This is a genomic window from Muricoprocola aceti, from assembly GCF_025567005.1.
GTDB classification, from domain to species: Bacteria; Bacillota; Clostridia; order Lachnospirales; family Lachnospiraceae; genus Marvinbryantia; species Marvinbryantia aceti.
Genome location: NZ_JAOQKE010000016.1, coordinates 56,347 through 70,133, shown reverse-complemented (window position 1 = coordinate 70,133; position 13,787 = coordinate 56,347). Strand labels below are relative to the sequence as shown.

The window sequence follows — 13,787 nt, the reverse complement described above, 5'->3', positions numbered from 1 at the left end:
CCCCATGGAGCAATCTGGCTCAGGAAACCTGCAAATAAAATGGAGTAAAATACTCGCATGTCTGGCATCCTAGCGCAGGGTGTCAGATTTCATTTATTGGGTATGCCCCGAAACTATGCGCTTACGATGTATAATAATTTCACTGAGAATTGTAGAATTAGATTTTACTTTCAAATAATATTTGAAAAGGATATTATACGAGGAGTGTTATATATGATGTATGATTTTTTAATTGTTGGAGCTGGATTGTATGGAGCGGTTATAGCAAGAGAAGCTCTTTTAAAAGGAAAAAAAGTTTTAATTATTGATAAAAGAAATCATATTGGTGGAAATATTTACACTGAAAATATAGAAGGAATAAATGTTCATTGTTATGGGGCTCATATTTTTCATACAAGTGATAAGGCTATATGGGAATATGCTCAACAGTTTGCAGAGTTTAATAATTATATAAATTCTCCTGTTGCGAACTATAGAGGTGAGATATTTAATTTACCATTTAATATGAATACATTTAATAAAATGTGGGGAGTAATTACCCCTGAACAGGCGTTAAAAAAAATAAATGAGCAGCGTACAGAAATTAAATGTGATCCTACGAATTTGGAGGAGCAAGCAATATCATTGGTGGGCAAGGATATATATCAGAAGTTAATTAAAGGGTATACTGAGAAACAGTGGGGAAGAAATTGTAAAGATTTACCAGCAACAATTATACGAAGGCTTCCTGTTAGATTTATTTATGATAATAACTATTTTAATGATCGATATCAAGGAATTCCAATAGGTGGATATACTGCAATGATTCAAAATATGATAAAAGGTGCAGACATTATTTTGAATGAAGATTATTTGAAAAAAAGGAATGAATGGGATTCTAAGGCAAAAAAGATCATTTACACAGGACCAATAGATGCTTACTTTGAATATAAATATGGACCATTAGAATATCGCTCGGTGAGATTTGAAACAGAAATTATTAACCAAACAAATTACCAAGGTAATGCAGTTGTAAATTATACAGATATTGAAACGAAATATACTCGCATAATAGAGCATAAACATTTTGAATTTGGTACTCAAGATAAAACAGTCATTAGTAGAGAGTATTCTTCTGAATGGAAAAAAGGAGATGAGCCATATTATCCAGTAAATGATGAAAAAAATTCAAAATTGTATCTGGAATATAAAGAATTATCAAAGAAAGAGAAAAACGTTATTTTTGGAGGAAGACTTGGGGAATATAGATATTACGATATGGACAAGGTTATAGATAGCGCTTTAAAAAAATGTAAAATCATACTATAAGAAATAAATTGTATAATGATCTCATAAATTAAGATGAATTATTACTACCATCTCCGCAGAGTCAGGGAAGCCTAGTTTGCAATGTTTTACATTTTTCATTTTACAACAAACAAAAAGGAGATATAGTGTAAAAAGCATTATAAGTCGAAGATAATGAAAAAAATATATATATTGAAAATAGTAGGATTTATTTGTGCATTTATAATAATATTTAATATTGTTGATCATTTTTTGGAAAGACCGATTAATGAACAATGGGATCATAGTGGATTAAGATATATATACAATAACAAAAATTACTATGATGTGATATTTGTTGGAACAAGTATTACCATAACAAATATTAGTAATGAAGAATTATACCTTAAGTATGGAATTGCAGGCGTAACGATAGGAGAGCCATCTCAACCAACATATTTGTCATATTATTCGCTTGAGGAGGCATTGAAATATCAAAATCCTAAAGCAGTATTGTTTGATGTTAATTCTTTATTTTATACGGAAGATGACTTGAGACGAAATGTAAGAACGTATGATGAATATCATCATTTACATTATTCTTTAGATAATATGAAAAATAATGCAACAAAATATAATGCTTTTTGTCAGGCAAAGGAAATAACTCCAGAAATAAATTTTTGGAATTACTTTTCTAAGATATATTATAATCATTCGAATTGGGAGAATATATCAAAAGAGAATTTTGTAAGGAAAAGCGGTTATCAGGTTATGAATGGTAATTATATGAATTTAAATTTATATTCTGCTCCAGACAAAGTAGAAGATCTGGGATTAAATGGAGAAAATACCGGAGAAATCACCTCAATACCAGATATAAACCGTATTTATTTGAATAAAATGATAAATTTGTGTAGAGAAAAAAATATTATGTTTATATTGACAAGAGGTGGCGGGACATATACTTGGGAAAAATATAATACCATAGTAAACTATGCAGAAGAGTACAATATTCCATATTTAGATTTAAATGATTTCGAAAATTTGGAAAAAATTGATCTGTTGTTAGATAGTTCAGATGGCAACCATTTTAATATGCTAGGTGCAAAAAAATGGACAGATATACTAGGATCTTATTTACAACAAAAACTTGAGTTTAAGGATCGTAGAAAAGATCATTTGTACGACGATTATATGGAACAAAAAGAAAAATATGATCAATTTCTAAAAGTAGTAGAGGATACAGTCTCTTTAAATAAAGAAGCAAATTTAAATGGATATTTAAAGGCACTTAATGAATTAGATAATTCAAATATTACGATATTTATAGCAGTAAAAGATGAAGCTGCAACCAATCTTACCGATGACGAAGAAAAAGCATTACAAAATCTTGGATTTGAAAAATCTTTACTAGGAAAACAGCGCTATAGCTATATCGGTATTAGTGGTAATGGACTATTAGTTGAAGAAATTGGAAAGGATCAATTACATACATTTGGGATGATAGATGAAAATGTTTCATATGAAGTAATTAGTGGTGGATATGAGGCAGGCAGTGTGGCGAGTATTCTGATTAATGGTGAAGAAAAAGCACAAAATGGACGAGGATTCAATTTTGTTGTATATAATTCTACGGTGAACAATGTGATAAGTAGTGTATATTTTGACACGTATCAATATAAGAATGCGCCAATTTCTAGGATAGTGGAAATACAACAAGAACAGTATGCTGAAGAGTATGCTAGCTGGAAACCATTGGAAGAATATAAATGAAAATCCTAATCCCTTAGCTATGCTGGGGAGAATGGAGTAAGCAGGAGCGTGTAGGATATTAATTGTAAACTTCCTCGATAATTAACTCTCGTTTGGAGGGCGCCATGTATTTCGATTATGAGGTCAAAATTCCAGATTCCAGACATGGAATCACAAGAAAAACGATCCGGGGAATAACCTATATTTACTATGCTTACGACCACAAGTATAGTTCAGATAAGCATTATACCATTCCGAAGAATACAACGATTGGTAAGTGCTTGAATGCTTCGTCAGAGACGATGTATCCTAATACTAACTACTTGAAATGCTTCCCTGAGGCTAAACTTCCAGAGATGAATGAAAAATCTGACCGGAGTGCCTGTCTCAGAATCGGAGCATTCATTGTGATTCGTAAGATCATTGCAGAATATCATCTGGGTGAGATTATCGGCCGCCTGATTGGGAAGGATGCCGGTCTTTTCCTTGATCTGGCAGCGTATTCCATTGTTACAGAAAACAATGCCGGGCAGTACTATCCGGATTATGCCTACAACCATCTACTGTTCACACAGGGAATGAGGCTGTACAGTGACTCAAAGGTTTCTTCGTTTATTAACAGCATTACGAGAGATCAATGCATTGCTTTTCAAAATGAATGGAACAACAGGCATGATCATCGCGAAAAGATCTATATCACTTATGATTCGACCAACAAGAACTGTCAGGCAGGTGATCTTGAGTGTGTTGAGATCGGACATCCGAATATAATGAACCCATAAATTAAGACAAAAAAATCATTGTTTCTAAGTTGGATTTCCCGTATGATTTTTATAGCGAAAGGAGTCCAACTATGGCAAGACAACAACATTCACCAGAGGAAAAATCCAAACTTGTCCTTGAAGCAATTCGAGGTGAGCGTACCATTAATGAAATTGCTGCTGAGAACAATATTCATCCAAACATGCTTTCAAAGTGGAAGCGAGAAGCAGAAACCCAACTGTATACACTGTTCCAGGACAACTCCTCAAAAGAACGTAAGGCTCAAAAAGCACGCGAAGCCGAGATCAACGATTTGTATGCTCAGATTGGCAAACTCACCACTCAGAATGAGTGGTTGAAAAAAAAATCTGGTTTCTAAGCTTAGCGTACCGGAACGCCGCCTGCTTGTGGAGATGAACGGATCGACTCTTCCGATTTCCGTACAAGCCAGCCTTTTGGAACTTAATAGAAGCGGGCTCTATTATCAGCCGGCTCCACATTCTACAGAGGATTTGTACATAAAGCAGATGATTGACAAAATCTATACCCGATACCCGATGTATGGATACCGCCGCATTTGCTGGTATCTTAACGAAAAAGAGCATTATCTGATCAATCACAAAGCAGTCCTTCGTCATATGCAGGAAATGGGCATACAGGCCATATATCCACGGCAAAATACAAGCAAGCCGGAGCCGGCCAATAAAATTTATCCTTACCTGCTGAAAGGGCTCAAAATCGACCATCCTGATCAGGTTTGGTCCATTGACATTACCTATATACCAGTCAAAACAGATTGGCTTTATTTGGTGGCAATCATCGATTGGTACTCACGGTTTGTGCTGCATTGGCAGCTGAGTGATACCATGGAAATAGGATTTGTTCTGGATACCAGCCACAAAGCATTGAAGGTATCCAAACCTGAGATCATGAATTCTGATCAGGGAAGTCATTTTACAAGCCCAAAATTCACACAGATTTTTCTGGATGCCGGATCAAAAATCGGTATGGATCACCGTGGTCGCGCTTACGATAATATTTTCGTGGAAAGGCTCTGGAGAACCGTAAAATATGAGGATGTGTATCCAAATGCATATGAGACACCCAGAGATGCACGTATCGGTATTAATAATTACATGAACTTTTATAATCATGAGCGTCCGCACTCACGGCTAAAATATCGCACGCCAAAGGAAGTCTACTGGGACAGGTAATTATCCTGTCTCTCCCTTCCCAGAAGGGTAAGCGCGGATATATGAGCTGTAAAGGGTTCCTTCGGAAGCTGCTCAGCAGCACACCCTTGACAGCTCATATATCCACACTTAGTGGGTAAACAAGGGAGAAAAGGATGGGATTATCCCTTCTGAAATCCAACTTAAATTTTTTAAAAAAGTGTCTTGACAAATGGGTTCACTTTAGAAGGATGACAACGGAAAGCCTGTCTTGAACTACTCGATTGCCTATGATCACAATAATTCTGAACCACTGTATTATGAGGAGTATCCAGGAAGTATCGTTGATGTTTCTCAGCTTCAGCAGATGCTGTTGAAGGCAAAGAGCTATGGCTACCGTCAGGTCGGTTTCATTCTTGACCGAGGATATTTCAGCAAGGAAAACATTCACTTCATGGATAAGAACGGCTATGAGTTCATTATTATGATGAAGGGGATGAAATCCCTTGTCCGTGACCTTGTTTTGTCAGTCAAAGGCAGCTTTGAGGAAAAGCGCGAATACAGCCTGCGTGATTACAAAGTGAACGGTATCACCGTGAAACACCAGCTGTATCCTTCCGATGAGAAGGAGCGCTACTTCCACATTTACTACAACGAACGGAAACAGACGTCCGAACGTGAGAATGTCGAAGAAAAGATCGACCGAATGTCCCTGTTCCTGCGAGATCATCAGGGTATGAAGATGAAGCTTGGCAATGAGTTTCGCAAGTATTTCGATCTGATTTTTTATCATGAAGGACAGGATGACGAAAAGTTCATGTATGGTCGGGAACGCTACAAGGCCATTGATGACGAAATAGCCCTGTGTGGTTATTTTGTTATTATCACATCCGAGAAGATGGATGCTGCGGATGCCCTTGGCCTCTATAAGAGCCGTGATGCATCCGAAAAACTGTTCAGGGAAGATAAAAGCTTCCTTGGAAACAGGACTATGCGTTGTCACACCAATGAGGCGCTGCACGCAAAGATCTTCATTGAGTTTGTAGCACTGATTATCCGGAACAGGATTCACTTCCTGCTTAAGGAACAGATGTTGAAAACTCATCAAAAAGAGAACTACATGACAGTACCCGCAGCTATCCGTGAACTTGAGAAAATCGAAATCGTGCGACAAACCGACGGTGAATATTATCGGGATTACGCAGTAACTGCAACTCAGAAGTCGATTCTGAAAGCATTCGGTTTATCCGAGATAAACGTCGGGAAGCATGCTGTTGACATCAATGAAGATCTTAAATTCTGCAATGCGAAGGAGGCATAACAATGGCACGTAGAAAAATCAATATCGATGACAAAATTGAACAGCAGAAGCTGATCGTTTCCAAAGCCAAGGATAGATATGAAGCAGAACTCGAACAGCTCAATCAGCTGATAAAAAAACGAGATGAACTACACAATAAAGAGTTGCTTCAGGCTATCGAGCAAAGCAATCGTTCGTTTGAGGAGATTATGGATTTCCTCAGAGCCGATGACTTCCAAGAGTAGACCTGGAAGTCATCGAGAGTTAATTTTTTAGGAAGTTCACAGTAGAACTGGATCCGGAATTGTACGTATCCATGAATATGTGGGGATTCCCTGCCAAAGAAGGCTGTGCGCCGACATTCATGGGAGTACTAGAAAAAGAATTCAAGATTTTTTTTGAGCAGGCTGTTCCAGTTAATCCACAGAAAGCGGAATATTTGCTTCCTACGTTAATAGGTGGTATGTTGCGAGATGGAAAGTGCACTGTGAAAGTGTTGGAAACTCGCGATAAGTGGTTTGGAGTGACCTATAAAGAAGACAAAGAGGTAGTGGTAGAAAGTTTTCGCAAGCTGATCAAAGATGGTATGTATGAAGAAGAACTGTACAGAGATGTAACAATTGTGAAAGATTAATTGGAGAATTTTATGTGTGGAATATTGGGTTATACAGGTGAACAGCAAGCTGCACCGATTTTATTAAGTGGTCTGGAGAAGCTGGAATACAGAGGCTATGATTCAGCTGGCCTGGCTGTGCGAGATAATGAAAAACCAGTGGAGATTATCAAGGCCAGAGGGCGCTTAAGAGTTCTGGCAGAGAAGACGAATGATGGAAGTACGCTGAAAGGTACTTGTGGTATAGGGCATACCAGATGGGCAACGCATGGAGAACCATCCGTAGAAAATGCGCATCCTCATTGCAGTGATGATAGAAATGTGGTTGGTGTTCATAATGGCATTATTGAGAATTATCAGGAATTAAAGGATAAGTTGCTTCGAAAAGGATATCAGTTTTATTCTTCAACAGATACAGAGGTAGCAATTAAACTGATTGATTATTATTATAAGAAGTATATTGGAACTCCGGTAGATGCCTTGAATCATGCTATGATTCGTATCAGGGGATCGTATGCGCTTGCGGTTATGTTTAAAGAATATCCGGAAGAGATTTATGTGGCGAGAAAAGACAGCCCGATGATCATTGGAGTAAATGAGCAGGAGTCATATCTGGCATCTGATGTGCCGGCAATTTTAAAATATACCAGAAATGTATATTACATTGGGAATCTGGAAATTGGTCGTCTTCAGAAAGATAAAGTTACATTTTATAATCTGGATGGAGATGAGATCGAAAAAGAACTGGTAGAAGTAAAGTGGGATACAGAAGCAGCAGAAAAGGCTGGATATGAGCATTTTATGATGAAAGAGATTCATGAACAGCCAAAAGCTGTTCGTGATACGTTGCATTCGGTTATCAAAGATGATGCGATTGATTTAAGTGGTGTCGGACTTACAGAAGAAGAGATCAAAAGCGTTTCTCAAATATATATTGTGGCATGCGGATCTGCATATCATGTTGGAGTAGCAGCTCAATACATTTTTGAAGAACTGACACGCATTCCGGTACGTGTGGAACTGGCATCGGAGTTCAGATACCGTAATCCGATTTTAGATCCAAACGGACTGGTAATGATTATCAGCCAGTCGGGGGAAACAGCAGACAGTCTGGCTGCATTAAGAGAGGCAAAGAAAAAAGGAATTCAGACACTGGCCATTGTGAATGTGGTCGGATCGTCCATTGCCAGAGAAGCAGATAAAGTATTTTATACATTAGCCGGACCGGAAATTTCAGTTGCAACAACGAAGGCATATAGTACCCAGTTGATAGCAACTTATTGTATGGCTGTTCAAATGGCATATGTACGTGAAATGATTAATATAGAGCGTTATCAGAATCTGATTTCGGAAATGTTAAAACTTCCAGATAAGATCGAAAAAATTCTATACGATAAGGAAAGAATTCAGTGGTTTGCAGCAAAGCAGGCCAATGCACATGATATTTTCTTTATTGGAAGAGGACTGGATTATGCAATTTCTCTGGAAGGCAGTCTAAAAATGAAAGAGATTAGTTACATTCATTCAGAAGCTTATGCAGCTGGAGAACTGAAACATGGAACAATTTCTCTGCTGGAAGAGGGTACATTAGTAATTGGTGTATTGACACAGAATGATCTTTATGAGAAGACGTTATCCAATATGGTGGAATGTAAAAGCCGGGGAGCTTATCTGTGTGGAGTTACCAGTTATGGCAATTATAACATGGAAGATACGGCAGATTTCGTTACGTATATTCCAAAAACAGATCCACTGTTTGTAACCTCACTGGCTGTAATTCCATTGCAGTTGATGGGATATTATGTGAGTGTGGCGAAAGGTCTGGATGTAGATAAGCCAAGAAATCTGGCCAAAAGTGTAACAGTTGAATAATATTTGGGAATAGTTCCTTGTCATAAGGCAGGGGACTATTTTATAATAGATAAAAAGTGGAGGATAATAAATGAACCAGAATACACTGGATGAAGGAAGAAAAGAGGCCATTCACGGATTTGATATTCCCGGTATTTTTAGAGAATGCAATGTCTGTGGAAACGGACATATTAATGATACTTATATGATGACTTTCGAACAGAATGGAGTATTTCAGAGATATTCACTTCAGCATATGAACCGTGGAGTATTTGCAGATCCGGAAGCGTTGATGGAGAATGTTTTACATGTGACGGAATACCTGAAGGAGCAGATTCAGGAGCAAGGCGGGGATCCACAGCGAGAAACACTGGATTTTGTACGCACTAAAACAGGAAAGCCGTACTTTGTAGATAGCTATGGGGAATATTGGAGATCCTATCATTTTATTGAAGATGTACATGCGTTAGAAGAACTGAGCAGTCCACAGGATTTTTATGAAAGTGCGATTGCATTTGGACATTTTCAGAAGATGTTGGCAGATTTCCCGGCAGACAGTCTTCATGAAACAATTGCAGGTTTTCACGATACCAAAGCAAGATTTGTTGCTTTCCAGAAAGCAACAGAGGAAGATGTATGCAAGCGGGCAGAAAACGTCCAGCAGGAGATTCAGTTTGTACTGGATCGGTATGATATAGCCTGCGTATTAGGAGATCTATTGTCAAAAGGAAAACTTCCGCTTCGTGTAACACACAACGATACCAAATCGAATAATGTACTGATTGATGATGCTACCGGAAAGGGACTGTGCGTAATAGATCTGGATACAGTCATGCCGGGACTGGCGGTAAATGATTTCGGAGATTCTATTCGTTTTGGCGCAAGTACGGCAGCAGAAGATGAAAAAGATCTGACGAAAGTGTCCTGCGATCTGGAATTATATGATATCTATGCCAAAGGTTTTATCGAAGGTTGCAACGGTATTCTTACCAATACAGAGATCGAGTGTCTTCCACTGGGAGCAAAAGTTATGACCTATGAATGCGGAATGAGATTTCTGACAGATTACCTTTCAGGAGATACCTATTTCAAAACAGATTATCCGACTCACAATCTGGATCGAGCAAGAACACAGTTTAAGCTGGTGGCAGATATGGAAAAAAAGTGGGAACAAATGCAGAAAATCGTGAGAAAATATCTGAAATAAAAAGCGAGATGGGAAACTATGACAGATCATTTGTTTAATAAGAAAGAAATCATAAATTTAATCGTGGATTTTTGTATAGAGCCGTGTGGTGTTTTAAAAGATGATATCACGGGGGAATTATAGTGGCTCAGTTGTCAAGACAAAAATCTAAGATTTTTATAATGAACTGATATGGTGGACAAGTTACAAGGAACATGGAGAGAACAGTGGAGCACTCCCCAGATCCAATATATGCTAAGCTACATATGGCATCAACATTGCCGGATAGTAGCATTCAGCCGGTGTTTGGTAATCAAGTGCAGAATGGCGTCGCTCAAAGTTGTAGGTGTGGATATACTGTCTGATAGCAGCCCTTGCTTCCCTGATGTTGTTGTACTGTGTCAGATAGGCTTCCTCATACTTGAAGCTGCGGAACCAGCGCTCAATCATGATGTTGTCTGCCCAGCGGCTTTTTCGAGACTGTGAGAAAAAGTCTGTAAATAAGATTCTTCTATGATATGCAAGGGTGGCAAGCCTGAAAATCAGGCTTCTCACCCTTGTTTTATATATAACAGTTGTTGAATGGCATGTCAAGAGCGAAACTATGCGCTTACAGAAATCCGCACTTGATCGGAATATATGTAATGTCAATAGACCATGCCTGATTTGGTTGTAAACGCCTAATAACAGGGTGGATTTAACTTCCACCGAAAATCTGCCATAATCATAGAGGATAGACGCCAGCATTTTACTACAGATCTGACGCTAGGATCTGTGAAATGCCAGCATTTCACTATAATTATGGGGGTAACGTATGAACACACAAAGACGTACTGCTGACGAACAGTATCAGCTGATTATGGAATGCCGCAACAGCGGTCTCAGTGATTATCAATGGTGTACAGAGCATGACATCAATCCCGGCACTTTTTATAACTGGGTAAAAAGACTTCGAAAGAAAGCATGCTATGATATCCCACCGGCTAATGGACGGGAAACTTATAGAGCCACACCCAAACAGGAGGTGGTAAAACTGGAAGTAATACCTGATGTTCCTACAGTTATGGATTCTAAGTCATTAGAAACTATTCGGACTGACCGAAGGTTTTCATCATCCATCGAGATTCAATCAGGTACTGTTTCTATTAGGATTTCAAATGATGTCGATCCAATGCTCCTGTCACAGATCATTCGATGTATGGCAGGAAATGTATGTTAGGCGACATCACTGTCGCAGATGAGATCTACGTGATCTGTGGCTATACAGATATGAGGAAATCCATAGACGGATTATGTGCCCTGATCCAGGATCAGTTAAAGATGGATCCCGGTAAAAACAGAGCCATCTACCTGTTCTGCGGCAAACGTAATGATCGTATAAAAGTGCTCCTCCATGAAAGCGATGGTTATGTACTTTTATATAAAAGGCTGGATGCCGGCGTCGGAAAATACCGGTGGCCACGCAACCGCAAAGAAGTAAAACCTATCACCTGGAGACAGTTCGACTGGCTCATGTCAGGACTTGAAATCGAGCAGCCGAAGGCTATCAAAAGTGCCTGAAATGCTTGATTTTACAGGACTTTTCGCATGTTTTATGGTATAATAGATCCATAGAAAAGGAGCGAAAAACCATGTCTTCAGGAGCAAACGAGATCCGGCTCTTAGAGCTTAAGGATACTATTTCACAACTGAATACAACAATCAGCACTCAGAACGAGCTCATTCGTTCCATGCAGAAGATGCTGCAGGAGCGTGATGCAAAAGACAGAGAAAAGGATAAGCTTATCGCAAATCTTCAGGCTCAGCTGGACTATCTGAAGACAAAACTTTTTGGCTCCACCAGCGAGATACGTCATGACCAGATGCCAGGACAGATGAATCTGTTCCAGCTTCAGGATGAAGACGAACCTGCTCCTGTTGAATTGGAAGTTGGGTATATCGAAGTAAAGGCTCACACAAAGACCCGTAAGCCAAAGGCAACCTATGATGAAGTCTTTTCTGATCTTCCAACAGAGAAAGTCTATGTCGATACTCTTACCGAGGAGCAGAAAACCTGTATCGAGTGTGGTGCAAAAATGGTTCCGATCGGTCATGAATTGATCCGGACTGAGCTGCGATACACAGAACCAAAGCTGGAACGTATCGATTATTATGCGACCACATATGAATGCCCAAAGTGCAAGGAAACGGAAGATCCTCAGTTCATCAAGGATGAAGGTAAACCTGCACTGATCCCGGGAAGTTATGTATCCTCAGGTCTAGCAGCACATGTGATGTATTTTAAGTATGTCATGTCCATGCCGCTTTACCGACAGGAAAAAGACTTCGAACATCTGGGGGTGAGGATCAGCCGAACAACTATGGCAGGCTGGATCATCTACTGTGCGGAGAATTATTTCCAACCGATGTATGCGTATCTGCATCGAAAACTCCTAAAACGCAGATACCTGATGGCAGACGAAACACCAATCCAGGTTCTGAAGGAAGAAGGTCGCAGGCCACAGAGCAAATCTTATGTCTGGCTGATACGCAGTGGCGAGGATGGAGATATTCCCATCATCCTGTATAACTATACTCCGACCAGAGCCGGCAGCAATGCTGCTGAATTTCTTGCAGGTGCAGCACCGGGCTACTATCTTATGGTAGATGGCTACAAAGGATACAACAAAGTGCCGGAAGCACAGCGTTGCTGTTGTTGGGCGCACATAAGACGCTACTGGCTCCGAGCTATTCCCAAAGGACATGAAAAGGATTATACCCATCCAGCTGTTCAGGGATTCCTATACTGTAATAAGTTGTTTGAATACGAGCGTTCCTATCGTGAGAAGGGACTATCTCTGAAACAGACTTACAACCGCCGTCTGAAGGATCAAAAACCTGTCATAGAGGCTTTTTTGTCGTGGCTTGATCAGCTGCATCCAGAATCAGGAGACCGTATCATCCAGGCAATCAACTATACCAATGGCTGTCGTCCGTTTATGATGAACTATCTGAAAGACGGTGCCTGCAGTCTTAGCAATAATCTCAGCGAGAACAGTATCCGTCCATTGGTAGTAGGCCGTAAGAACTGGCTCTTCAGTGATACGCCTGCTGGGGCGGATGCCAGTATGAAGGTCTATTCTATGATAGAAACGGCAAAGGCCAATGAACTCGACCCGCATAAGTATTTGAGCTTCCTTTTGGAGCATCGTCCAAGTGCTGAAATGTCAGACGATGAATTAGAGCGGTTTGCCCCATGGAGCAATCTGGCTCAGGAAACCTGCAAATAAAATGGAGTAAAATACTCGCATGTCTGGCATCCTAGCGCAGGGTGTCAGATTTCATTTATTGGGTATGCCCCGAAACTATGCGCTTACGATGTATAATAATTTCACTGAGAATTGTAGAATTAGATTTTACTTTCAAATAATATTTGAAAAGGATATTATACGAGGAGTGTTATATATGATGTATGATTTTTTAATTGTTGGAGCTGGATTGTATGGAGCGGTTATAGCAAGAGAAGCTCTTTTAAAAGGAAAAAAAGTTTTAATTATTGATAAAANCAATAATCTCAGCGAGAACAGTATCCGTCCATTGGTAGTAGGCCGTAAGAACTGGCTCTTCAGTGATACGCCTGCTGGGGCGGATGCCAGTATGAAGGTCTATTCTATGATAGAAACGGCAAAGGCCAATGAACTCGACCCGCATAAGTATTTGAGCTTCCTTTTGGAGCATCGTCCAAGTGCTGAAATGTCAGACGATGAATTAGAGCGGTTTGCCCCATGGAGCAATCTGGCTCAGGAAACCTGCAAATAAAATGGAGTAAAATACTCGCATGTCTGGCATCCTAGCGCAGGGTGCCAGATTTCATTTATTGGGTATGCCCCGAAACTATGCGCTTAC

General features: G+C 39.5%; 13 protein-coding genes and 3 pseudogenes. 15 read left to right on the top strand and 1 reads right to left on the bottom strand.

The genetic code is table 11. The features are described 5' to 3' along the window. Window positions 1-213 precede the first annotated feature (213 nt). The 10 genes and pseudogenes from glf (at window position 214) to OCV47_RS11770 (ending at window position 9,923) form a co-directional block, all read left to right on the top strand. Entirely contained in the window at window positions 214-1,308 is a 1,095-nt protein-coding gene (gene glf / locus OCV47_RS11815; protein WP_317244355.1) for a UDP-galactopyranose mutase, read from the top strand. Between the two features lie 153 nt (window positions 1,309-1,461). Further along, window positions 1,462-3,039, top strand: coding sequence for an interleukin-like EMT inducer domain-containing protein (locus OCV47_RS11810; RefSeq protein WP_262655263.1), 1,578 nt, complete (start codon window positions 1,462-1,464; stop codon window positions 3,037-3,039). 104 nt (window positions 3,040-3,143) lie between these two features. After that, window positions 3,144-3,800, top strand: a complete 657-nt coding sequence (locus OCV47_RS11805; RefSeq protein ID WP_262655262.1) for a hypothetical protein — start codon at window positions 3,144-3,146, stop codon at window positions 3,798-3,800. Between the two features lie 71 nt (window positions 3,801-3,871). Further along, window positions 3,872-4,159, top strand: a complete 288-nt coding sequence (locus tag OCV47_RS11800) for a transposase (protein ID WP_262655261.1) — start codon at window positions 3,872-3,874, stop codon at window positions 4,157-4,159. Then, the gene (locus OCV47_RS11795; protein WP_317244358.1) at window positions 4,149-4,994 is read left to right on the top strand and encodes an IS3 family transposase; all 846 of its coding nucleotides are present in this window, start codon (window positions 4,149-4,151) and stop codon (window positions 4,992-4,994) included. The genes OCV47_RS11800 and OCV47_RS11795 overlap by 11 nt, the downstream gene beginning before the upstream one ends. A gap of 217 nt (window positions 4,995-5,211) precedes the next feature. Then, window positions 5,212-6,273, top strand: a pseudogene (locus OCV47_RS11790) (IS1634 family transposase); the annotation flags it as partial. Window positions 6,274-6,275: 2 nt separating this feature from the next. Next, window positions 6,276-6,497, top strand: coding sequence for an ErpK protein (locus OCV47_RS11785; RefSeq protein ID WP_262655258.1), 222 nt, complete (start codon window positions 6,276-6,278; stop codon window positions 6,495-6,497). Between the two features lie 71 nt (window positions 6,498-6,568). Beyond that, window positions 6,569-6,886, top strand: a complete 318-nt coding sequence (locus OCV47_RS11780; RefSeq protein WP_262655257.1) for a hypothetical protein — start codon at window positions 6,569-6,571, stop codon at window positions 6,884-6,886. Window positions 6,887-6,898: 12 nt separating this feature from the next. Then, window positions 6,899-8,737, top strand: a complete 1,839-nt coding sequence (glmS, locus tag OCV47_RS11775) for a glutamine--fructose-6-phosphate transaminase (isomerizing) (RefSeq protein WP_262655256.1) — start codon at window positions 6,899-6,901, stop codon at window positions 8,735-8,737. Between the two features lie 70 nt (window positions 8,738-8,807). Continuing rightward, entirely contained in the window at window positions 8,808-9,923 is a 1,116-nt protein-coding gene (locus tag OCV47_RS11770) for a phosphotransferase enzyme family protein (RefSeq protein WP_262655255.1), read from the top strand. Between the two features lie 234 nt (window positions 9,924-10,157). Here OCV47_RS11770 and OCV47_RS11765 read toward each other — a convergent pair whose 3' ends face one another. Next, window positions 10,158-10,352 (bottom strand): integrase core domain-containing protein, encoded by a 195-nt coding sequence (locus tag OCV47_RS11765; protein ID WP_331481301.1) that lies wholly within the window; start codon window positions 10,350-10,352, stop codon window positions 10,158-10,160. A gap of 364 nt (window positions 10,353-10,716) precedes the next feature. Between OCV47_RS11765 and tnpA the strand changes: the two genes are divergently transcribed. The 5 genes and pseudogenes from tnpA to OCV47_RS16205 all read left to right on the top strand — a co-directional run. Further along, window positions 10,717-11,121, top strand: coding sequence for an IS66 family insertion sequence element accessory protein TnpA (gene tnpA, locus OCV47_RS11760; protein ID WP_262655254.1), 405 nt, complete (start codon window positions 10,717-10,719; stop codon window positions 11,119-11,121). Continuing rightward, window positions 11,115-11,462 carry an IS66 family insertion sequence element accessory protein TnpB gene (gene tnpB / locus OCV47_RS11755; protein ID WP_262655253.1) on the top strand — a complete coding sequence of 116 codons (348 nt, stop codon included), beginning with the start codon at window positions 11,115-11,117 and terminating at the stop codon, window positions 11,460-11,462. Before tnpA ends, tnpB begins: the two co-directional genes overlap by 7 nt. 71 nt (window positions 11,463-11,533) lie before the next feature. Beyond that, window positions 11,534-13,171: an IS66 family transposase gene (tnpC, locus tag OCV47_RS11750; protein WP_262655252.1), complete on the top strand. Its 1,638-nt coding sequence runs from the start codon at window positions 11,534-11,536 to the stop codon at window positions 13,169-13,171. Window positions 13,172-13,190: 19 nt separating this feature from the next. After that, window positions 13,191-13,448: pseudogene (locus OCV47_RS16210) on the top strand (hypothetical protein); the annotation flags it as partial. Further along, window positions 13,449-13,700: pseudogene (locus tag OCV47_RS16205) on the top strand (transposase domain-containing protein); the annotation flags it as partial. Window positions 13,701-13,787 lie beyond the last annotated feature (87 nt).